General features: G+C 55.7%; 20 protein-coding genes and 2 tRNA genes. 14 read left to right on the top strand and 8 right to left on the bottom strand.

What is annotated here, in order from left to right:
- Positions 1 to 40: 40 nt before the first annotated feature.
- Together PI91_RS12065 and PI91_RS12060 are read right to left on the bottom strand one after the other, a co-directional pair.
- Entirely contained in the window at positions 41 to 937 is an 897-nt protein-coding gene (locus tag PI91_RS12065; RefSeq protein WP_039266198.1) for an aldo/keto reductase family oxidoreductase, read from the bottom strand.
- Between the two features lie 48 nt (positions 938 to 985).
- Entirely contained in the window at positions 986 to 1,225 is a 240-nt protein-coding gene (locus PI91_RS12060) for a DUF1289 domain-containing protein (protein ID WP_008500587.1), read from the bottom strand.
- 149 nt (positions 1,226 to 1,374) lie between these two features.
- On the opposite strand from PI91_RS12060, the gene eptA reads away from it, so the two are divergent.
- The 5 genes from eptA (at position 1,375) to rnt (ending at position 6,056) form a co-directional block, all read left to right on the top strand.
- Positions 1,375 to 3,000, top strand: coding sequence for a phosphoethanolamine transferase EptA (gene eptA / locus PI91_RS12055; RefSeq protein WP_039266197.1), 1,626 nt, complete (start codon positions 1,375 to 1,377; stop codon positions 2,998 to 3,000).
- A gap of 41 nt (positions 3,001 to 3,041) precedes the next feature.
- The gene (locus tag PI91_RS12050) at positions 3,042 to 3,641 is read left to right on the top strand and encodes a TetR/AcrR family transcriptional regulator (RefSeq protein ID WP_039266196.1); all 600 of its coding nucleotides are present in this window, start codon (positions 3,042 to 3,044) and stop codon (positions 3,639 to 3,641) included.
- A 54-nt stretch (positions 3,642 to 3,695) separates the two neighbouring features.
- A complete protein-coding gene (locus PI91_RS12045) occupies positions 3,696 to 4,793 on the top strand; it encodes an alkene reductase (protein ID WP_008500590.1) in 1,098 nt (365 codons plus the stop codon).
- Positions 4,794 to 4,893: 100 nt separating this feature from the next.
- A complete protein-coding gene (gloA, locus tag PI91_RS12040; RefSeq protein ID WP_008500591.1) occupies positions 4,894 to 5,301 on the top strand; it encodes a lactoylglutathione lyase in 408 nt (135 codons plus the stop codon).
- 95 nt (positions 5,302 to 5,396) lie between these two features.
- Positions 5,397 to 6,056 carry a ribonuclease T gene (gene rnt, locus PI91_RS12035; protein WP_039266195.1) on the top strand — a complete coding sequence of 220 codons (660 nt, stop codon included), beginning with the start codon at positions 5,397 to 5,399 and terminating at the stop codon, positions 6,054 to 6,056.
- Between the two features lie 75 nt (positions 6,057 to 6,131).
- On the opposite strand, the gene grxD is transcribed toward rnt, so the two are convergent.
- Entirely contained in the window at positions 6,132 to 6,479 is a 348-nt protein-coding gene (gene grxD / locus PI91_RS12030) for a monothiol glutaredoxin 4 (protein ID WP_003832760.1), read from the bottom strand.
- A gap of 338 nt (positions 6,480 to 6,817) precedes the next feature.
- On the opposite strand from grxD, the gene PI91_RS12025 reads away from it, so the two are divergent.
- Together PI91_RS12025 and sodB are read left to right on the top strand one after the other, a co-directional pair.
- A complete protein-coding gene (locus PI91_RS12025; protein ID WP_021241128.1) occupies positions 6,818 to 7,591 on the top strand; it encodes a C40 family peptidase in 774 nt (257 codons plus the stop codon).
- A 122-nt stretch (positions 7,592 to 7,713) separates the two neighbouring features.
- On the top strand, positions 7,714 to 8,295 hold the full coding sequence (sodB, locus tag PI91_RS12020; RefSeq protein ID WP_039266194.1) for a superoxide dismutase [Fe]: 582 nt from the start codon (positions 7,714 to 7,716) through the stop codon (positions 8,293 to 8,295).
- A 38-nt stretch (positions 8,296 to 8,333) separates the two neighbouring features.
- Here the strand turns inward: sodB and PI91_RS12015 are convergent, their stop codons facing one another.
- Positions 8,334 to 9,500 carry an MFS transporter gene (locus tag PI91_RS12015; RefSeq protein ID WP_039266193.1) on the bottom strand — a complete coding sequence of 389 codons (1,167 nt, stop codon included), beginning with the start codon at positions 9,498 to 9,500 and terminating at the stop codon, positions 8,334 to 8,336.
- Positions 9,501 to 9,663: 163 nt separating this feature from the next.
- Positions 9,664 to 9,753, bottom strand: coding sequence for a YnhF family membrane protein (locus PI91_RS25700; RefSeq protein ID WP_008500596.1), 90 nt, complete (start codon positions 9,751 to 9,753; stop codon positions 9,664 to 9,666).
- A 297-nt stretch (positions 9,754 to 10,050) separates the two neighbouring features.
- On the opposite strand from PI91_RS25700, the gene purR reads away from it, so the two are divergent.
- Positions 10,051 to 11,076 carry an HTH-type transcriptional repressor PurR gene (gene purR, locus PI91_RS12005; RefSeq protein ID WP_008500597.1) on the top strand — a complete coding sequence of 342 codons (1,026 nt, stop codon included), beginning with the start codon at positions 10,051 to 10,053 and terminating at the stop codon, positions 11,074 to 11,076.
- 17 nt (positions 11,077 to 11,093) lie between these two features.
- Here the strand turns inward: purR and punR are convergent, their stop codons facing one another.
- Positions 11,094 to 12,005 (bottom strand): DNA-binding transcriptional activator PunR, encoded by a 912-nt coding sequence (gene punR, locus PI91_RS12000; RefSeq protein WP_039266192.1) that lies wholly within the window; start codon positions 12,003 to 12,005, stop codon positions 11,094 to 11,096.
- A gap of 114 nt (positions 12,006 to 12,119) precedes the next feature.
- Between punR and punC the strand changes: the two genes are divergently transcribed.
- On the top strand, positions 12,120 to 13,319 hold the full coding sequence (punC, locus tag PI91_RS11995) for a purine nucleoside transporter PunC (protein ID WP_039266191.1): 1,200 nt from the start codon (positions 12,120 to 12,122) through the stop codon (positions 13,317 to 13,319).
- Between the two features lie 298 nt (positions 13,320 to 13,617).
- Entirely contained in the window at positions 13,618 to 14,766 is a 1,149-nt protein-coding gene (gene cfa, locus PI91_RS11990; RefSeq protein WP_008500601.1) for a cyclopropane fatty acyl phospholipid synthase, read from the top strand.
- Positions 14,767 to 14,797: 31 nt separating this feature from the next.
- On the opposite strand, the gene PI91_RS11985 is transcribed toward cfa, so the two are convergent.
- The gene (locus PI91_RS11985; protein WP_008500602.1) at positions 14,798 to 15,439 is read right to left on the bottom strand and encodes a riboflavin synthase; all 642 of its coding nucleotides are present in this window, start codon (positions 15,437 to 15,439) and stop codon (positions 14,798 to 14,800) included.
- Between the two features lie 225 nt (positions 15,440 to 15,664).
- Between PI91_RS11985 and mdtK the strand changes: the two genes are divergently transcribed.
- The 4 genes from mdtK (at position 15,665) to PI91_RS11965 (ending at position 19,064) form a co-directional block, all read left to right on the top strand.
- Positions 15,665 to 17,038, top strand: coding sequence for an MdtK family multidrug efflux MATE transporter (gene mdtK / locus PI91_RS11980; protein WP_039266190.1), 1,374 nt, complete (start codon positions 15,665 to 15,667; stop codon positions 17,036 to 17,038).
- A gap of 153 nt (positions 17,039 to 17,191) precedes the next feature.
- Positions 17,192 to 17,268: transfer RNA gene (locus PI91_RS11975), tRNA-Val, on the top strand.
- A gap of 4 nt (positions 17,269 to 17,272) precedes the next feature.
- Positions 17,273 to 17,349 (top strand) — tRNA-Val (locus PI91_RS11970).
- A gap of 119 nt (positions 17,350 to 17,468) precedes the next feature.
- Positions 17,469 to 19,064 carry an FAD-NAD(P)-binding protein gene (locus PI91_RS11965; protein WP_039266189.1) on the top strand — a complete coding sequence of 532 codons (1,596 nt, stop codon included), beginning with the start codon at positions 17,469 to 17,471 and terminating at the stop codon, positions 19,062 to 19,064.
- Positions 19,065 to 19,092: 28 nt separating this feature from the next.
- On the opposite strand, the gene PI91_RS11960 is transcribed toward PI91_RS11965, so the two are convergent.
- Positions 19,093 to 19,728: a carbonic anhydrase gene (locus tag PI91_RS11960; RefSeq protein WP_008500605.1), complete on the bottom strand. Its 636-nt coding sequence runs from the start codon at positions 19,726 to 19,728 to the stop codon at positions 19,093 to 19,095.
- Between the last annotated feature and the right edge of the window lie 49 nt (positions 19,729 to 19,777).

Below are 19,777 nucleotides of genomic sequence, written 5' to 3'. Positions count from 1 at the left end.
CAGGGGCAAAGATTTCACCGGAAAGTCATCTTCTGGCGGTTTATGGCACGTCGTAACCCAGCGCAGCCTTGCGGATGCGGAACCACTGCTGGCGGGTCATCTGCAGCTCTTCAGCGGCCAGTGCAGAACGCACGCGTTCAATTTTGCCAGAACCAATAATCGGCAGCGGTTTTGACGGCAGACGCAGGATCCAGGCGTAAACCACCTGTTCGATGCTCTCCGCGTTCAGCTCGCGGGCGATGGTGTCCAGCTCGTTACGCAGCGGCTGGAATTCATCATCATTGAGCAGGCGTCCGCCTCCCAGGCATGACCAGGCCATCGGGCGAATGCGCAGCTGCTGCAGCTGGTCAAGCGTACCGTCCAGCAGCAGCGGCTGGTGTACCGGGGAGATCTCCACCTGGTTGGTGGCCAGGGTAAACGGCAGACGAGACTGAAGCAGCGCAAACTGCGCCGGGGTAAAGTTGGAAACGCCAAAGTGACGCACTTTGCCGCTCTGATGCAGGTTCAGGAAGGCTTCTGCCACCTCATCGGCATCCATGAGCGGGTCCGGACGATGGATTAACAGCAGGTCGATACGGTCGGTCGCCAGATTGACCAGCGACTGCTCAGCGCTCTTGATGATATGCGCGCTGTCGGTGATGTAATGCCCAAGGGCGTGTTCCGGTTTTGCCGTGGTGGCAATCCCGCACTTCGTGACGATCTCCATGCGGTCGCGGAGTGCCGGAACCAGCTTGAGCGCCTCGCCGAATGCGGCTTCACACTGATAGCCACCGTAAATATCCGCATGGTCGACCGTGGTAACGCCCAGATCGATATGCTCTTCAATAAAGCTCGCCAGCTGGAGGGGGGACATATTCCAGTCCATCAGGCGCCAGTAGCCCATCACAAAACGGGAGAATTCTGGCCCCTGGGGGGCAAGGGTAATTCGCTGAACCATAACATTTTCCTCAAGGACGTGATGTCATGAGTATACGCAATTACCGTGTTAAAAAAGTGAAGGTTGCTGGGGTTCTTCGGTCTCACCGGCTTTGTTTGCGCGTATTTTGCGCAGAAGACGCTGACGGCAGAGGCGTAACACCTCCTGCTTTTGCGTGTCGCTAAAGTTTTGCCAGTTAAAACGCTCGTCGCGGGTACGCATGCACCCGCGGCAATATCCGCGTTCATCTACCTGACAAATCCCCCGGCACGGGCTCTGGATGGGGAAAAACTCCAGCTGCTCTGCCACACTCACCTCCGGATAACCACTCTCACCTACAGTGAAGACGCTAAACGCGCCACGTGCAAGGCCCATACCACAGATTTGTGGCATTAAGGTTTCACTAATCTTCCTTCTTTATACTCGGCCCATCATGACAATGACAGGTTTACCGATCGATGTGGTTAATCAAAAAGTTACAATGTAACGACATTAAATTTACTCTGGGCTGTGCACTCTTTTTTACGTTGATTAATGGGCTGTTTATCCAGCGCAGCTGGGCCATTATTGCCCCTGCGCACCTGCACGACATCCTCTTTGCCGCGTCCGTACCGCTGGTGCTGTTTTGCGGCTGGGTGATTGTCTTTAGCCTGCTGAATATCCCCTATATCCGTAAGCCGCTGCTGATCGTCTTAACGGTCGGATGCGCCGCGGCCACCTACTTTATGTACACCTACGGCGCGGTGATCGATCAGAATATGATTGTGAACGTGTTCGAAACCAACTCTCAGGAAGCGACAGCCCTGGTGACCCCGCAGATGATTCTGTGGATTGTTATCGCAGGCCTCGTTCCCTCCGTGGTGCTGGCGTTGACCCGCATTCGTACCGGGAAATGGTGGTATGCCCTGCTGACGCGCGTCGCCGCGATGCTCGGTGCCCTGCTGGTGATTATCCTGATTGCGGCGCTGTTTTATAAAGATTACGCGTCGCTGTTTCGCAACAACAAAAGCATCGTCAAAATGGTGACCCCGGCCAACTATGTCAGCGCCGTGGTGAAGTACAGCAAAATGCGCTGGTTTGCCGGCGATCAAACGCTGGTGCGGATTGGCGAAGATGCCCATAAAGGACCGTTGATTACCGGCCAGCAAAAGAAAACCGTTCTGGTGCTGGTCGTTGGGGAAGCCTCTCGCGCGGCGAACTACTCCCTGAATGGTTACGATCGTGAAACGAACCCGGAGCTGAAAAAGCAGGATGTGATTAACTTCCCGCAGGCCTCCTCTTGCGGCACCGAAACCGCCGTTTCCGTTCCGTGCATGTTCTCGGGCATGACGCGCAGCAAATACGATGCCGACCTGGCTCACCATCAGGAAGGTCTGCTCGATGTGCTGAAGCATGCGGGGATCAACCTGCTGTGGCGCGACAACGACGGCGGCTGTAAAGGCGCCTGCGATCGCGTACCGCATACCGATATGACGCAGTGGAATCTGGATCAGTTCTGCAAAGACAAATCCTGTATTGATGATGTGAATTTCTACCGTCTGGACAACGTGCTGGATGGTCTGAAGCAGGACACGGTGCTGGTTATCCACCTGATGGGGAGCCACGGTCCGGCATACTATCGCCGTTACCCGGACAATTTCCGGAAATTCACCCCAACCTGTGACACCAATGAAATTCAGGATTGCGACCATCAGGCGCTGATGAATACCTATGACAACACCATCCTGTATACCGACAGCATGGTCAGCAAAACCATTGATGCGCTGAAAGCGCGCCAGGCAAGCATGAACACCGCCCTGATTTATCTCTCGGATCACGGTGAGTCACTGGGTGAAAGCGGCATTTATCTGCACGGTACGCCGTACATGCTGGCACCGGAGCAGCAAACGCACATTCCGTTTATGTTCTGGCTGTCACCGGACTACGCGAAAAACTTTGGCATCAATGAACAGTGTTTACGCGACCACGCTGCAAAAAATGCGGTTTCCCAGGACAATTTGTTCTCGACCGTACTGGGTATGATGGACGTGAAATCAACGGTTTATCAACAGCAGCTGGATATTCTGAACGCATGTCGGCAATAAACTCGCTTGCATTAGACCGAACGGTCTATTAGAGTGCGGCCATGAGCAGAAATACTGAACACGATACCCGCGAACATCTCCTGGCAACCGGCGAGCGTCTTTGCATGCATCGCGGGTTTACCGGTATGGGGTTGAGCGAGTTATTAAAAACCGCTGAGGTACCGAAGGGGTCGTTTTATCACTACTTCCGGTCCAAAGAAGCCTTTGGCGTGGCAATGCTGGAGCGTCATTACGCGGGCTACCACCAGCGTCTGGCGACCCACTTTGCGTCGGGTGAAGGAAACTATCGGGATCGTGTTCTGAACTACTATCAGGAAACGCTGAACCAGTTCTGTCAGCAGGGCATTATCAGCGGATGCCTGACGGTCAAGCTGTCTGCCGAGGTGTGCGATCTTTCCGAAGATATGCGCTCGGCGATGGATAAGGGTGCCCGCGGCGTGATCGCCCTGCTGGCCCAGGCGCTGGAAAAAGGCCGCGACGAAAAAACGCTGGCCTTTACCGGCGACCCCTTAATGCAGTCTCAGGTGCTCTATTCCCTGTGGTTAGGGGCCAACCTGCAGGCAAAAATTTCGCGCAGTGCCTTGCCGCTGGAAAGCGCGCTGTCACATGTGAAAAACAGCATTACTGCGCCTGGCGTATAACGGGCGCTTTTTATTTATCTTATTACTAGTCGACTGGTCTACTCAGGAGTCTTTATGTCAGCTGAAAAACTGTTTACCCCATTGAAAGTGGGTGCCGTCACGGCGCCAAACCGCGTGTTCATGGCTCCGCTGACCCGTCTGCGCAGCATTGAGCCGGGTGACATCCCAACCCCGCTGATGGGCGAATACTACCGTCAACGCGCAAGCTCTGGCCTCATCATCACGGAAGCCACGCAGATCTCTGCTCAGGCGAAGGGTTACGCCGGTGCGCCGGGCCTTCACAGCCCGGAACAGATCGCGGCATGGCAGAAAATCACCGCGGGCGTTCACGCTGAAGAGGGTCGTATTGCAGTTCAGCTGTGGCACACCGGTCGTATCTCACACAGCAGCATCCAGCCTGGCGGTCAGGCACCGGTCTCCGCGTCGGCCCTGAGCGCCAATACCCGTACGTCCCTGCGCGATGAAAACGGCAACGCGATCCGCGTGGATACCTCTATGCCGCGCGCGCTGGAGCTGGACGAAATTCCGGGGATTGTTAACGACTTCCGTCAGGCCGTGGCCAACGCCCGTGAAGCCGGTTTTGACCTGATTGAGCTGCACTCCGCGCATGGCTATCTGCTGCACCAGTTCCTGTCACCGTCGTCAAACCATCGCACCGATCAGTACGGCGGCAGCGTCGAAAACCGCGCCCGTCTGGTGCTGGAAGTGGTGGATGCGGTATGCAAGGAGTGGAGCCCGGACCGTATCGGGATCCGCGTCTCCCCAATCGGGTCTTTCCAGAACGTAGACAACGGCCCGAACGAGGAAGCGGACGCGCTCTATCTGATTGAAGAGCTGGCCAAACGCGGTATTGCCTATCTGCACATGTCCGAGCCTGACTGGGCTGGCGGTAAGCCTTACACTGAAGCCTTCCGCCAGAAAGTGCGCGAGCGCTTCCACGGCGTGATCATCGGTGCAGGCGCCTATACCCCAGAGAAAGCCGAAGACCTGATCGGCAAAGGGCTGATTGATGCCGTCGCGTTTGGCCGCGACTACATCGCCAACCCGGATCTGGTTGCCCGTCTGCAGAAAAAAGCGGCGCTGAACCCGCAGCGTCCGGAAAGCTTTTACGGCGGCGGCGCGGAAGGCTACACCGACTACCCTTCTCTGTAATCTCGCCATTGTTCATTGATAGCGGCGACACTTCGCCGCTATACTAAAACATCGTTTCTGTTCAAAAAGCTTTTTTATTCCATTGGTTAATGAGGAAATTATGCGCCTACTTCACACCATGCTGCGCGTTGGCGACCTGCAACGTTCAATCGATTTCTACACTAACGTCCTGGGCATGAAGCTGCTGCGCACCAGCGAAAACCCGGAATACAAATACTCGCTGGCATTCGTGGGTTACGGCCCGGAAACGGATGAAGCGGTGATCGAGCTGACCTACAACTGGGGCGTTGACAGCTATGAGCTGGGCACGGCCTACGGCCATATCGCGCTGGAAGTGGACAACGCAGCCGACGCGTGCGAACGCATTCGCAAAAATGGCGGTAACGTTACGCGCGAAGCGGGCCCGGTAAAAGGCGGCACCACCGTGATTGCGTTTGTGGAAGATCCGGACGGTTACAAAATCGAGCTGATTGAAGCCAAAGACGCCGGTCGCGGTCTGGGCAATTGATCCCTCAGGGCGCAACGTGCGCCCGTAGTTTTACTGCATCACCCCGCAAAATTTGCCATAATGCGCTCTGCTTTTTCCCCATGTAAGAGACCCTGATGTCCGATAACGCTCAATTTAGCGGTCTGTGCGACCGTTTTCGTGGTTTTTATCCCGTTGTCATTGATGTAGAAACAGCCGGATTTAACGCTAAAACCGATGCGCTGCTCGAAATTGCCGCCATCACGCTGAAGATGGATGAACAGGGCTGGCTTACATCGGACACCACGCTGCATTTCCACGTTGAACCTTTCGAAGGGGCAAACTTACAGCCGGAAGCGCTGGCGTTTAACGGTATCGATCCGCATAACCCGTTGCGCGGTGCCGTCAGTGAATATGATGCGCTGCACGCCATTTTTAAAATGGTGCGCAAAGGCATGAAGGAGAGCAACTGCAGCCGCGCCATTATGGTGGCTCATAACGCCACCTTCGATCACAGCTTTACCATGGCCGCCGCCGAGCGGGCCGCGCTCAAGCGCAACCCCTTCCACCCGTTTGTGACCTTCGATACCGCCGCGCTGAGCGGCCTGGCGCTGGGACAAACGGTGTTATCAAAGGCCTGTATTACGGCTGGCATTCCGTTTGACGGCACGCAGGCGCACTCCGCGCTGTATGACACGGAGCGTACCGCAGAGCTGTTCTGTGAGATCGTCAACCGCTGGAAGCGTCTGGGCGGCTGGCCGCTGCCGATGGATGATGAGGCCGAGCGCCAATCGTAGGTCGGGTAAGCGCAGCGCCACCCGACAAAAAAAAAGCGACCACATAGCAGGTCGCTTTTTTATTTCCGCAGAAAATTACTCTGCGTCCGGCTCTTCCGTTTTGTACTTCGCCGCGGTTTCTTTGATCAGCTGCTGCAGTTCGCCGCGCTGATACATTTCAATCAGGATATCGCAGCCGCCAACCAGTTCACCGTCTACCCACAGCTGTGGGAAGGTAGGCCAGTTCGCGTACTTAGGCAGCTCAGCGCGGATGTCCGGGTTCTGCAGGATATCAACGTAAGCAAAACGCTCACCACAGGCAGACAGCGCCTGAACCGCTTGCGCGGAGAAGCCGCAGCTTGGCAGCTTTGGAGAACCTTTCATATACAGCAGAATCGGGTTTTCAGCGATCTGGCGCTGGATTTTTTCAATAGTGGTGCTCATGTCTTGCTTCCTTTAACTTCTGTTACGGCATTCGTCTGACATTGTAGCGGTTCAGACTGGCATCGGAAAATAACATTTTTGTCACGTATAGACATTCTACTCCGAGTGATGAAAAGTTGCATTGCAAATGGTGTTTACCCCTGCGTCAGTCAGGGTTTTGCTTATGGAATGGGCAAATGTACGACAGAACGATGAATTTTTTTGCACTTGCTAACGAAACAGGATCGTAGATTGAAAAATGCTATTAACTTTCTGGCTTTTTATGGATTAGAATCGACGGGCTTTGTAAATCACACGCGGGTATTATTGATGACCTGCATTTATCAGGGGACTGCCCAGTGGCGCGGATAAATAAAATCTCGATCACGCTCTGTGCTTTACTGTTTACTTCACTCACCTTCACGCCAGTGGCAAACGCCTCTCAGCAGGCGCGGCATTCTGCTGTACAAAAAAACCATCTGGTGAAAGCCACAGAACGTAAGAAAAAAACCACCGCTAAGAACGACAAGAAAAAGACAACCACACAGACTAAAAAAACCGCTTCCAGCAAGACGAAAACCACCTCTTCCCGCACTGCCCACACCGCCAAAAGTAAAGCTTCGCAAACCGCCGCTAACCTCGTGACTGAAAAATGCATCGCGCGTAAAGGCCATAAGGCGAAATGCACCAAGGTCACAAAAATAGCGGAAGTGCATAAAGTGCGCGTCCAGAAAGCGCAAAAAACCGCAATGAACAAGCTGATGGGGCAGATCGGCAAACCGTATCACTGGGGCGGGACTTCACCGCGTACCGGTTTTGACTGCAGCGGCCTCGTCTATTACGCCTATAAAGATCTGGTCAAGTTCCGCATTCCGCGTACCGCCAACGAGATGTACCACCTGCGCGATGCTTCCCCGGTCAACCGTGGAGAGTTGGAGAACGGCGATCTGGTCTTCTTCCGCACGCAGGGCCGCGGGACGGCTGACCACGTTGGCGTCTATGTCGGCAACGGAAAATTCATCCAGTCACCGCGTAGCGGCCAGGATATTCAGATCACCTCGCTCAGTGAAGACTACTGGGTGCGCCATTACGTCGGCGCGCGTCGCGTGATGACGCCGAAAACCATTCGCTAACCCCTGCCCTGCCACACCCGTGGCAGGGTAAGTTCCTCTTTTGCATACCCTTTCAATTTGCTATCCTGTCCTTGTTGTCTGTGTGGTTATTGGCAACACAAAATACAATAAGGAGAGAAGCAATGTCGTTCGAATTACCTGCACTACCGTATGCAAAAGACGCCCTGGCCCCGCACATTTCTGCGGAAACCCTGGAATATCACTACGGCAAGCATCACCAGACGTACGTCACCAACCTGAATAACCTGATCAAGGGCACCGATTTTGAAGGCAAAACGCTGGAAGAGATCGTCCGCAGCGCTGAGGGGGGCGTATTCAACAACGCCGCTCAGGTGTGGAACCACACCTTCTACTGGCACTGCCTGGCGCCGAATGCCGGTGGCGAACCTGCCGGTGAACTGGCTACCGCCATCAACGCTGCCTTTGGCAGCTTCGCGGAATTCAAAGCGAAATTCACCGATGCCGCCATCAAGAACTTCGGTTCAGGCTGGACGTGGCTGGTCAAAGAGGCGGATGGCAAACTGGCTATCGTGTCTACCTCTAACGCAGGCACCCCGCTGACCACCAGCGCGAAGCCGCTGATGACCGTGGACGTATGGGAACACGCTTACTACATCGATTACCGTAACGCGCGCCCTAACTACCTGGAGCACTTCTGGGCACTGGTTAACTGGGACTTTGTGGCGAAGAACTTCGCCGCGTAAGAGACACGCAGAAGGGTTCGCCCTTCTGCGTTTTTGGTTTATTCCGCAGCGCAGGCTGCTTCTGGCTGTTTACGACCCGACATCATCACCAGCAGCAGACCGAGCGCGGCAATAATCGCCCCCATCACCGGCACAAAACTGTACCCCAGCCCACCGGAAATCACGGCCCCACCGGCCGCCGCACCGAGCGCATTGCCCAGGTTAAAGGCGCCAATATTGACCGAAGATGAGAGGCCCGGCGCTTCATGCGCGACACGCATCACGCGCATCTGCAGCGGTGGCACCACCGCGAACGTTGCAGCCCCCCAGACGACCATTGCGATCGCGGCACCAAACTCGTTACGCGCCAGCCACGGAATGGCGATCATGATAACAATCAGCAGGGTTAAGAAGCCCTTCAGCGTTCCGCTCACGGAACGGTCGGCAAATTTCCCGCCGAGATAGTTGCCAATCGAGAAGCCCACGCCAATCAGCACCAGCATCGCGGTAACGAAGAGAGGCGTTGCGTGGGTGATGTCATGCAGGACCGGTGAAATGTAGGTATACAGGGTAAACATCGCCCCTGCCCCCAGCACGGTGGTCAGCAGCGCGGAGAGCACCTGCGGGCGCACCAGCACCGACAGCTCTCTGCGTACGTCAGGGCGTTCACCCGCGCTGCCTTTTGGCAGGGAGAAGAACAAGGCCACCATCGCGACTACGCCCAGTCCGGCCGTCGCCAGGAAGGACATCCGCCAGCCAATGACCTCGCCCAGCCAGGTTGCCGCAGGAACGCCGCCGATGTTAGCGATGGTCAGGCCCATAAACATGGTGGCCACGGCGCTGGCCTGCTTGTGTTTCGGCACCACGCTTGCCGCCACAACCGACCCCAGCCCAAAGAACGCGCCGTGGTTAAGGCTGGTCAGAATACGCGAAAGCATCAACGTGGTGTAGTCCGGCGAAATGGCCGAAAGCACGTTGCCGAGGGTGAAAATCGCCATCAGGAAAATCAGCGCATTGCGGCGCGCGCGGTGTGAAAGAAGAAGCGTCATCAGCGGCGCCCCCACCATCACGCCAATGGCGTAGGCGCTGATTAACATGCCGGCCGCAGGGATCGAGACGTCCACGCCGCGGGCGATAACGGGCAGTAACCCCATCGGGGAAAATTCAGTGGTGCCAATCCCAAAAGCGCCAATCGCCAGGGCCAGCAGGGGAAAATTGATTTTCATGCGTCAACTCCGGATGCCGTGTCATGTGGTGACACAGAACAAAGAAGCGGAAAGCATGACATCAATCACAAAAAATGAGAAGTTAACAAAATGGCAAAAGATTTTTGCCTTAGGAGTAACAATCGGGGGGAGCGGGAGGGAGAAGGCTCTCCCTCCGCGTAAATCAGTGCAGCGCGGCCGTCAGACCCGCCGCGACAATCAGAGCCAGCACAACCACGGTGGTGAACAGCGAAAACTTCAGATCGGAACTCATCAATTTTTCTCCTTTTAATCCCCCCACGAAAAGTGAGCCTGCTCATTTTTGCATAATTTACGTCAAAAATCTTCCTGGATTTAGGCTGATAAACACTTTACCTCTTCCCCTTTTCATCAAGATAGGACAAAATTCCACGCTAAATTTATTAGCGTACCGGCCATTGACCCCCTCCTGACGTCCCGTGTCGTTTTCCCGGCGTGCCGCAATTCAAGATTGCGTGATAAGGGTGAGAGAAGGCAAACGTTTACCTTCAAGTTTTTCAGGAGTTTAGGATATGGTCTGGAGTGACATTTAATGGCAACAATTAAAGACGTAGCAAAACGCGCAAACGTTTCCACTACAACCGTATCACATGTAATTAACAAAACCCGCTTCGTGGCGGAAGAGACGCGCAACGCCGTCTGGGCAGCGATCAAAGAGCTGCACTATTCGCCAAGTGCGGTTGCGCGCAGCCTCAAGGTTAATCACACCAAATCCATTGGATTGCTGGCCACCAGCAGTGAAGCGGCCTATTTTGCCGAGATCATTGAAGCGGTAGAGAAGAACTGCTTCCAGAAAGGCTATACCCTGATTCTGGGCAACGCGTGGAACAGCATAGAAAAACAGCGTGCCTACCTGTCGATGATGGCGCAGAAGCGCGTGGATGGCCTGCTGGTGATGTGTTCCGAGTACCCGGAATCCGTGCTGTCGATGCTCGAAGAGTATCGCCATATCCCCATGGTGGTCATGGACTGGGGCGAAGCGCGCGCGGACTTCACCGACTCCGTTATCGACAACGCCTTCGAAGGCGGTTACATGGCGGGTCGTTACCTGATCGAACGCGGTCACCGCGAGATCGGGGTGATCCCCGGTCCGCTGGAGCGTAACACCGGCGCGGGCCGTCTGGCCGGTTTTATGAAAGCGATGGAAGAAGCGCTGATCACCGTGCCGGAAAACTGGATCGTGCAGGGCGACTTTGAGCCGGAATCAGGCTACCGCGCAATGCAGCAGATCGTTTCCCAGCCGCACCGCCCGACCGCCGTTTTCTGCGGGGGTGACATCATGGCCATGGGTGCGCTCTGCGCCGCCGATGAGCTGGGTCTGCGCGTACCGCAGGATATTTCCGTGATCGGGTATGACAACGTGCGTAACGCGCGCTTCTTCACCCCGGCGCTGACAACCATTCACCAGCCAAAAGATTCGCTGGGCGAAACGGCCTTCAATATGCTGTTGGACAGAATCGTCAACAAACGCGAAGAGTCGCAGTCCATTGAAGTTCACCCGCGCCTGATTGAACGCCGTTCCGTTGCGGATGGTCCGTTCCGCGACTACCGTCGTTAATCCTTTGACGGGGCCAGCTACGCTGGCTCCCGTAACCATTCCCGGTTTAGCGTTTCGCTGTCTCCCAGATAATCCAGCAGCCAGGCCATGGCGGGCGAGACATCATTTTGTTGCCAGGTCAGGCAGCAGGCCGCGTCCGGGAACGGATTCTCCAGCGTCAGTTCAACCCATTCTCCGGTATCGATGCGCGGACGCGCAAAATGAACGGGCACCATCGCGACGCACAGCCCGGCGCTGAGGCACGTCGCCGATGATTCCCAGTCAGGAGCCACCACCCGCCGCTGGTTGTCCAGAAGCCAGGTGATACGCTTGGGCAGTGAACGGGACGTATCCTCCAGCACCAGCGAGGGCCAGTTACGCAGCGTATCGTCGCTCAGCGGCCCGTCCATCGCCGCCAGGGGATGATCGCGTGCCACCACGCATTTCCAGCTCAGCATACCCATGTCGCGAAAGGCGTAACGTCCCCCGACCGGGATCGCCTGCGTCGCGCCAATCGCCATCTCCGCCCTGCCGTCCGCCAGCGCATCCCAGACGCCGTTGAACACCTCCTGCGAGACCCGTAGCTCGACGTCAGAGAAATGACGATAGAAATCCACGATCATTTGTCGGGTGCGTTCCGGCTTCACGATGTTATCTACCGCGATGGCGAGATGTCCCCGCCAGCCGTTGGCGATCTGCTGACACTGTTCGCGGGTGATCTGCATTTTTTTGATAACAGAACGCCCTTCTTTCAAAAACCATGCTCCGGCGGGCGTTAATTCCACGTCGCGATGCCGCCGTTCAAACAGCGGAACCGCCAGCCACTCCTCAAGCTGACGCACCGTGTAGCTGATGGCCGAAGGGACGCGGTGCAGCTCCTGCGCTGCACCGCTAAAGCTGCCGTTACGCGCAACAGCATCGACCACTTCAAGAGAATAATCTGACCACATTTTCTGCCTGCAAAAAATTTGAATGCACCCGCCAAATATTAGCGTTTCACAAGCCGCTTTGCACTCCCTACACTCTGCGCCAACGTACACCTGCCTCCTCAGGAGAATAAAAGAATGCAACCCAGGAAAGGATTTTTAGTCTGGCTCGGCGGCTTAAGCGTGCTGGGCTTTTTGGCCACCGACATGTACCTGCCCGCGTTTGCCGCGATGCAGGAAGACCTGCAAACCCCTGCCGCGGCCATCAGCGCGAGCCTGAGCCTGTTCCTTGCCGGTTTTGCTTTCGCCCAGCTGCTCTGGGGACCGCTCTCGGATCGCTTCGGCCGTAAACCGGTGCTGCTGCTGGGTCTGGCCATTTTTGCCGTGGGCTGCCTGGGGATGCTGTGGGTGCGCGATGCTACCTGGCTGCTGGTGCTGCGCTTCGTTCAGGCCGTGGGCGTCTGTGCTGCGGCGGTGACCTGGCAGGCGCTGGTGACCGACTACTACCCGGCTAACCGCACAAACCGTATTTTCGCCACCATTATGCCGCTGGTGGGCCTCTCCCCTGCCCTGGCTCCGCTGCTGGGCAGCTGGATCCTCGCGCACTTTGACTGGCAGGCCATTTTTGCCACGCTGTTTGCCATCACGCTGGTGCTGATGCTGCCGGCGTTTGCCCTTAAGCCCGCGCATAAAAAAGAGGCGCATGCCGACGCGACGCCGATTACCTTCACCTCCCTGCTGAGCGCCAAAGCGTATCGCGGGAATGTCCTGATTTATGCCGCCTGTTCGGCCAGCTTCTTCGCGTGGCTCACCGGCTCGCCGTTTATTCTGCACGATATGGGCTACAGCCCGGCGGCCATCGGTCTGAGCTATGTTCCGCAGACCATCGCGTTCCTGGTGGGCGGGTACGGCTGCCGCGCGGCGCTGCAAAAATGGGAAGGTCAGCAGATGCTGCCATGGCTGATGGTGCTCTATGCGCTGAGCGTCATCGGTACCTGGGCCGTCGGGTTTATTCCGGGCGCGGGTCTGGCTGAAATTTTGGTCCCCTTCTGCGTGATGGCCGTGGCAAACGGAGCGATCTACCCGATCGTGGTGGCACAGGCATTACGTCCATTCCCGCAGGCGACAGGCCGCGCCGCCGCGCTGCAAAATACCCTGCAGCTGGGTCTCTGCTTCCTCGCAAGTCTGGTGGTCTCGGCGCTGATTGCCACGCCGCTGTTGACCACCACCAGCGTGATGCTGTTCACCGTAGCGCTGGCGGTATTGGGTTACCGCATGCAGGCGTCCGCGCAGCGCGAGCAGGATAACGGCGCGCAGGTGGAAACTTCGCATGCCTGATTGCGCCAGAAATCATGTTACATTTCAGTGATTAGGTTGCTAACAATTTTCTATTGAATCACCAAATTTTGAGGCCTATACTAAATTTGGTTCGATTAAATACGATAAATATTAAGTGTTAACGGGAGCCGGAGTGCTCCCGTTTTACCATGGAAGGCATTTCGGCAAGGGTTATCTCCCTTCCTCTGTTCTACGTCGGATACTAGCCTCGCGGTATTTACCGTGAGATTTCTCACAAACCAAAAAAAGCGTCTACGCTGTTTGAAGGTTCTGATCACATCAGGGTGATGGAGAAGCTATGAGTTCATCGTGTATAGAAGAAGTCAGCGTTCCGGACGACAACTGGTCCCGGATCGTCAGTGAACTGTTAGGTCGAGCAGGCATCACTATCAACGGATCTTCGCCATCCGATCCCCAGGTAAAACATCCCGACTTTTTTAAACGCGTGTTGCGGGAAGGATCGTTAGGCCTGGGAGAAAGTTATATGGACGGCTGGTGGGAGTGCGAACGTCTGGATATCTTTTTTGCCAGCGTGTTGCGCGCCGGTCTGGAAAATCAACTCCCCCGCAATCTGAAAGACACCCTGCGTGTCGCCTCTGCCCGACTGTTTAACTTGCAAAGTAAAAAACGCGCATGGATCGTCGGCAAAGAACATTACGATCTCGGCAACGACCTGTTCAGCCGCATGCTGGACCCTTTCATGCAATATTCCTGCGCCTACTGGAAAGACGCGTCGACGCTTGAGGAAGCACAGCAGGCCAAGCTGCGCCTGATCAGCGAGAAGCTGCAGCTACAGCCCGGCATGCGCGTGCTGGATATCGGCTGCGGCTGGGGCGGGCTGGCGTATTTTATGGCGAAGCACTACGGCGTCAGCGTGGTCGGCGTGACGATCTCAGCGGAACAGCAAAAAATGGCGCGGGAGCGCTGTCAGGGTCTTGATGTGGATATCCGGCTACAGGACTACCGTGACCTGAACGAGCAGTTCGACCGGATCGTTTCCGTCGGCATGTTCGAGCACGTGGGGCCAAAAAACTACGACACCTACTTTGAGGTGGTGGATCGTAATTTGAAACCGGACGGCCTCTTCCTGCTGCACACCATCGGCTCTAAGCGGACCGACAACAACGTTGACCCGTGGATCAATAAATACATCTTTCCGAATGGTTGTTTACCGTCCGTTCGCCAGATTGCCAACGCCAGTGAATCCCATTTCGTGATGGAAGACTGGCATAACTTTGGCGCGGACTACGACACCACCTTAATGGCATGGCATGAACGTTTCCAGAAAGCCTGGCCCGAGATTGCGGACAACTATTCAGAACGATTTAAACGGATGTTTAGCTATTATCTGAATGCCTGCGCGGGGGCGTTTCGCGCACGGGATATTCAGCTCTGGCAGGTGGTATTCAGCCGGGGGATTGAACACGGACTGCGTGTCGCACGCTAAAAAAATAACCCCGGATAGCCGGGGTTATTTTTTATTCTTCTTCTGCGGTCTTTATTATTGCGGCTTCTTTTGCTGCCAGCACGCGCTCCACCGTATCAACCACGGCCTGGGTTTGCGGATCGATTTCGATATTCACGCGATGCCCCAATTTTTTCGCGCCCAGCGTGGTGCGCTGCAGCGTTTCAGGAATTAAATGCACGCAAAAACGCGTTGGCGTCACTTCTCCCACCGTCAGGCTAATCCCGTCAATGCCAATAAATCCTTTATAGAGGATGTATTTCATTAATGACGGGTCCTGCATTTTAAACCAGATTTGACGGTTATTTTCCGAGGTCACGATTTTCGCCACTTCGGCAGTGGTCATGATGTGCCCGGACATCAAATGGCCGCCAATCTCATCGCTGAACTTCGCCGCGCGCTCAACGTTGACGGTATCGCCTACCACCAGCTCGCCCAGGTTAGTGATCCGCAGCGTCTCTTTCATTAAATCAAAGCTAATCTGGTTGCCGTTAATTTCTGTCACGGTCAGGCAGCAGCCGTTATGGGCAATCGAGGCGCCGGTTTCGATGCCCTCAAGCATATATTCCGGCAGCTCAACAACATGAGTACGGAAATTAGGTTTTTCATCAATGGACACCACTTTGGCAGTGCCCTGCACAATACCAGTAAACATGCTTACAACTCCTGTTTTTTCCGAACGGTGATGACACCGTTTAATCCCTCCACAATAACAGTTGGAAAAACAGGTTGCCAGCGGAGCGCATTTTCTGGCGATTTTTTCACTAGATAAATAGCTAAAGCCCGCTACAATAGCTGGCACCCCCCTGCATTTTCTTCTTGCTGCCCGTTTCGGCGGCTTTTTTAGTCTCTCATATAACTACAAAATAAAGGTGTTCACGTGCAGAAGTACATGAATGAAGCGCGCCAGCTATTGGCACTGGCTATACCCGTGATCGTCGCGCAGGTGGCCCAGACCGCAATGGGATTTGTGGATACGGTAATGGCAGGTGGCTACAGCGCCACCGACATGGCGGCCGTTGCTATCGGCACGTCAATCTGGCTTCCGGCCATCCTGTTCGGCCACGGTCTGCTGCTCGCGCTCACGCCTGTTATCGCTCAGCTCAATGGCTCGGGGCGCCGCGAGCGCATTGCCCATCAGGTCCGCCAGGGTTTCTGGCTGGCCGGGTTTGTCTCTGTGCTGATCATGGTCGTGCTCTGGAACGCGGGCCATATCATTCGCGCTATGCATAACATTGACCCGGCCCTGGCGGACAAAGCCGTGGGCTATCTGCGCGCCCTGCTCTGGGGGGCGCCTGGATATCTCTTCTTCCAGGTGGCGCGTAACCAGTGTGAAGGTCTGGCGAAAACCAAGCCCGGCATGGTGATGGGCTTTATCGGGTTGCTGGTCAACATTCCCGTTAACTATGTTTTTATTTACGGTCATTTCGGGATGCCGGAGCTGGGCGGCGTCGGCTGCGGCGTGGCGACGGCCGCCGTTTACTGGGTCATGTTCTTCTCAATGCTTACCTTCGTGAAGCGCGCCCGCTCCATGCGTGATATTCGTAACGAGAACAGATTCAGCACGCCGGACTGGAACATCATGACGCGCCTGGTGCAGTTAGGGTTGCCGATTGCCCTTGCGCTGTTCTTTGAGGTGACCCTGTTTGCCGTGGTCGCCCTGCTGGTCTCCCCGCTGGGCATTGTGAACGTCGCCGGGCATCAGATTGCGCTCAACTTCAGCTCCCTGATGTTTGTCCTGCCGATGTCGCTGGCCGCAGCAGTGACGATTCGCGTGGGCTTCCGCCTGGGGCAAGGCTTGACGCTCGATGCGCAAACCGCCGCGCGCACCGGACTGGGCGTCGGCGTCTGCATGGCCATTTGCACGGCGCTTTTTACCGTGGCGCTGCGCGAGCAGATTGCCCTGCTCTACAACGACAATCCGGAAGTCGTCGCGCTGGCCTCGCACCTGATGCTGCTGGCCGCGATTTACCAGATTTCGGACTCCATCCAGGTGATTGGCAGCGGGGTGCTGCGCGGCTATAAAGACACGCGTTCCATTTTCTTTATCACCTTCATCGCCTACTGGGTGCTGGGTCTGCCGTGTGGGTATATTCTGGCCCTGACCGACCTGGTGGTTGACCGCATGGGACCGGCGGGGTTCTGGATGGGCTTTATCATCGGCCTGACGTCGGCGGCAATTATGATGATGTTGCGCATGCGCTTCCTGCAGCGCCAGCCATCAACGATCATTTTGCAACGCGCTGCACGTTAAATACGCAGTAGCCGCCGCCCGGCGGCTACTTTCTCTTCACTTTGCGCGGTAATACAGCAATCGCGTGAAATCAGAGAGAAAATTGCATTTTCCCTCTTGCCACCTCGGTGCTGTGCCGCTAATATTCGTCCCCGTTGTCACCGACAACACGTTGCGTTCATAGCTCAGTTGGTTAGAGCACCACCTTGACATGGTGGGGGTCGTTGGTTCGAGTCCAATTGAACGCACCATTCTGCGTCCGTAGCTCAGTTGGTTAGAGCACCACCTTGACATGGTGGGGGTCGGTGGTTCGAGTCCACTCGGACGCACCATTTCAGTCCTGAAATGGTGCAAATTCTCCTCAGTTATCCTGAATTTTCTTAATCCCTTATTTTCATCATTATTCTCCTGCTACGCTTTTCCTATGGAAAGAAACACAGGAAACGTGTTGATGAAGAAGATCGCGATTATCGGCTCCGGCCCCACGGGAATTTACACCTTTTATCATCTGCTTAATAACAATACCCCACTCTCCGTTTCCGTCTTTGAACAGGCCGATGAAGCTGGCGTGGGCATGCCCTATAACGATGACGATAATTCCCGGCTGATGCTGGCGAACATTGCGAGCATTGAAATCCCGCCCATTTTTATGACCTACCTCGACTGGCTTAAGGAGCAAAGCGACGACCATCTGGCGCACTTTAAAGTTGATAAAGCGAGCCTGCACGATCGGCAGTTCCTGCCCAGGATCCTGTTGGGAGAGTATTTTCGCGACAGCTTTCGTTCAATCGTAAAAGAGGCGAAAAAGCTGGGGTTCCAGGTTGAGGTCCATGAATCCGCGAAGGTCACCGACATCATCCCTTCGACAACCGGCGTGACGATTTCGGTCAACGACCGCACATTAGCGGATAAATTCGACCTGGCGGTTATTGCCACCGGCCACGTCTGGCCAGAGGAGGATGAAGCCACGCGCACGTTCTTCCCAAGCCCGTGGTCCGGCCTGATGGACGCCCGCATTCCCCCTTGCCGCGTGGGCATTATGGGCACCTCATTGAGTGGCCTGGACGCGGCTATGGCGGTGGTGATGCAGCACGGCGAGTTTCGTGACGGTAAATTCATCCTCGACAGCGGCAGCGAAGGGTTAAACATTACGCTGATGTCCCGGACGGGCATTCTCCCGGAAGCCGATTTTTACTGCCCCATCCCTTATGAACCGCTGTCGGTATTGACCGAATTCGTAGTGGAAAGCGAGATAGCCAAAGGACCGGATGGCCTGCTTGACCGAGTCTTTGCCCTGATGGTGAAAGAGCTTGAACTCGCCGACCCGGCGTGGTGCGAGAAAATGTCTCTGTATACGCTGAATGCGGACACCATTCGTGAGGCCTGGTTTGAGGATCGTAAGCGCCACGGGCCCTTTACCTGGGCGGAAGAGAATCTCAACGAGGTTGAACGCAATAAACGCGAACGGCGCACCGTGGCCTGGCGCTATACCGTCCTTCGACTGCATGAGGTGGTTCAGGAGATTGTGCCCCACCTCAACGAAGAGGACAGAGAGCGCTTTAAGCAGGGCCTCACCCGCGTGTTTATCGACAACTATGCCGCCATCCCGCCGCAGTCTATCCGCAGGCTGCTTGCGCTTCGCGAGGCCGGCATCATTAGCGTGGCGGCGCTCGGCGATGATTACACGCTTGATGCCGGCAGCGATCGGACAGTCATCACCACACAAGAGACCGTTTATCGTTTCGACGTCTTTATTGATGCGCGCGGGCAAAAGCCGCTTAAAACAAACGATCTGCCTTTCCCATCGCTGCGCGGACAGCTTGAGGAGACGGGCGATGAGATCCCCGACATCGGCGAGGATTACACGTTAAAAGCGCCAGAAACGGTTCGTGGGCGCATCGCCTTCGGCGCAATACCGTGGCTGATGCACGATCGTCCCTTCGTTCAGGGGCTGGCAGAGTGTGCGGAGATTGCAGAAGCGATGGCGAAGGCGGCTGAAAAACCGGCCTCAGGTATACGGCGTCGGTTACCGTACGTGGAGAACTGACAGGGCTTCCATGCCCTGCAACGCGAGATTATTCGAAGAACACTTCCGGGTTTTCCGACAGCGAGACGAAGCTTTTCGTCGCTTTATCCAGGGCGAGAATTTTGCCGCTTTCAATGTCGTATACCCAGCCGTGCAGGCGAAGCGAGTTATTACGCAGGCCCACCGCGACGGACGGGTGGGTCTTGATGTTGCTGAGCTGCGCAAAGACGTTTTCCTGCACCATCGCATTCACTTTATCGATCGGCTTATCCCAGCTTTTCTTCTCTACCACGGCTTTTGCCGCGTCGGAATAGCGCAGCCAGTGCGATACAGCAGGCATCGGCTCCAGGTTCGCGTTATCGGCAATCGCCTTCATCGCGCCGCAGTTGGAGTGACCGCAGATCACGATGTCGGTCACGCCCAGCGCCACTACCGCGTACTCGATAGTGGCAGAGACGCCGCCTGGCTCCGGCCCGAACGGTGGAACAATGTTGCCAGCATTACGAATAACAAAGAGTTGTCCCGGCTCTTGCTGGGTGACCAGTTCAGGGACCAGACGGCTGTCGGAGCAGGAGATAAACAGCGCTTTGGGATTCTGGCTGGACGCTAAACTGCGAAAGAGCTCTTTACGTTGCGGGAAAATCTCTTTTTGAAAGCTGAGAAAACCTTCAATGATATGTTGCATAGCAATTTCTCTTTTATCTGTTTTCGTTTAGGCATGATCGAGATCACAC

This window comes from Enterobacter sp. FB, from assembly GCF_000805795.1.
GTDB lineage: Bacteria > Pseudomonadota > Gammaproteobacteria > Enterobacterales > Enterobacteriaceae > Enterobacter > Enterobacter roggenkampii.
The sequence above is the reverse complement of the archived record's forward strand: the minus strand, read 5'-3'. Positions and strand labels throughout refer to the sequence as shown.

Bases quoted from the DNA above. Each gene is read 5' to 3' on its own strand.
- PI91_RS25700 (WP_008500596.1), bottom strand. From the start codon at position 9,753: ATGAGTTCCGATCTGAAGTTTTCGCTGTTCACCACCGTGGTTGTGCTG.
- grxD (WP_003832760.1), bottom strand. From the start codon at position 6,479: ATGAGCACCACTATTGAAAAAATCCAGCGCCAGATCGCTGAAAACCCG.
- punC (WP_039266191.1), top strand. From the start codon at position 12,120: ATGCAACCCAGGAAAGGATTTTTAGTCTGGCTCGGCGGCTTAAGCGTG.
- rnt (WP_039266195.1), top strand. From the start codon at position 5,397: ATGTCCGATAACGCTCAATTTAGCGGTCTGTGCGACCGTTTTCGTGGT.
- PI91_RS12065 (WP_039266198.1), bottom strand. From the start codon at position 937: ATGGTTCAGCGAATTACCCTTGCCCCCCAGGGGCCAGAATTCTCCCGT.
- PI91_RS12045 (WP_008500590.1), top strand. From the start codon at position 3,696: ATGTCAGCTGAAAAACTGTTTACCCCATTGAAAGTGGGTGCCGTCACG.
- PI91_RS11960 (WP_008500605.1), bottom strand. From the start codon at position 19,728: ATGCAACATATCATTGAAGGTTTTCTCAGCTTTCAAAAAGAGATTTTC.
- eptA (WP_039266197.1), top strand. From the start codon at position 1,375: ATGTGGTTAATCAAAAAGTTACAATGTAACGACATTAAATTTACTCTG.
- punR (WP_039266192.1), bottom strand. From the start codon at position 12,005: ATGTGGTCAGATTATTCTCTTGAAGTGGTCGATGCTGTTGCGCGTAAC.
- purR (WP_008500597.1), top strand. From the start codon at position 10,051: ATGGCAACAATTAAAGACGTAGCAAAACGCGCAAACGTTTCCACTACA.
- PI91_RS11985 (WP_008500602.1), bottom strand. From the start codon at position 15,439: ATGTTTACTGGTATTGTGCAGGGCACTGCCAAAGTGGTGTCCATTGAT.
- PI91_RS11965 (WP_039266189.1), top strand. From the start codon at position 17,469: ATGAAGAAGATCGCGATTATCGGCTCCGGCCCCACGGGAATTTACACC.
- PI91_RS12015 (WP_039266193.1), bottom strand. From the start codon at position 9,500: ATGAAAATCAATTTTCCCCTGCTGGCCCTGGCGATTGGCGCTTTTGGG.
- cfa (WP_008500601.1), top strand. From the start codon at position 13,618: ATGAGTTCATCGTGTATAGAAGAAGTCAGCGTTCCGGACGACAACTGG.
- PI91_RS12050 (WP_039266196.1), top strand. From the start codon at position 3,042: ATGAGCAGAAATACTGAACACGATACCCGCGAACATCTCCTGGCAACC.
- gloA (WP_008500591.1), top strand. From the start codon at position 4,894: ATGCGCCTACTTCACACCATGCTGCGCGTTGGCGACCTGCAACGTTCA.
- sodB (WP_039266194.1), top strand. From the start codon at position 7,714: ATGTCGTTCGAATTACCTGCACTACCGTATGCAAAAGACGCCCTGGCC.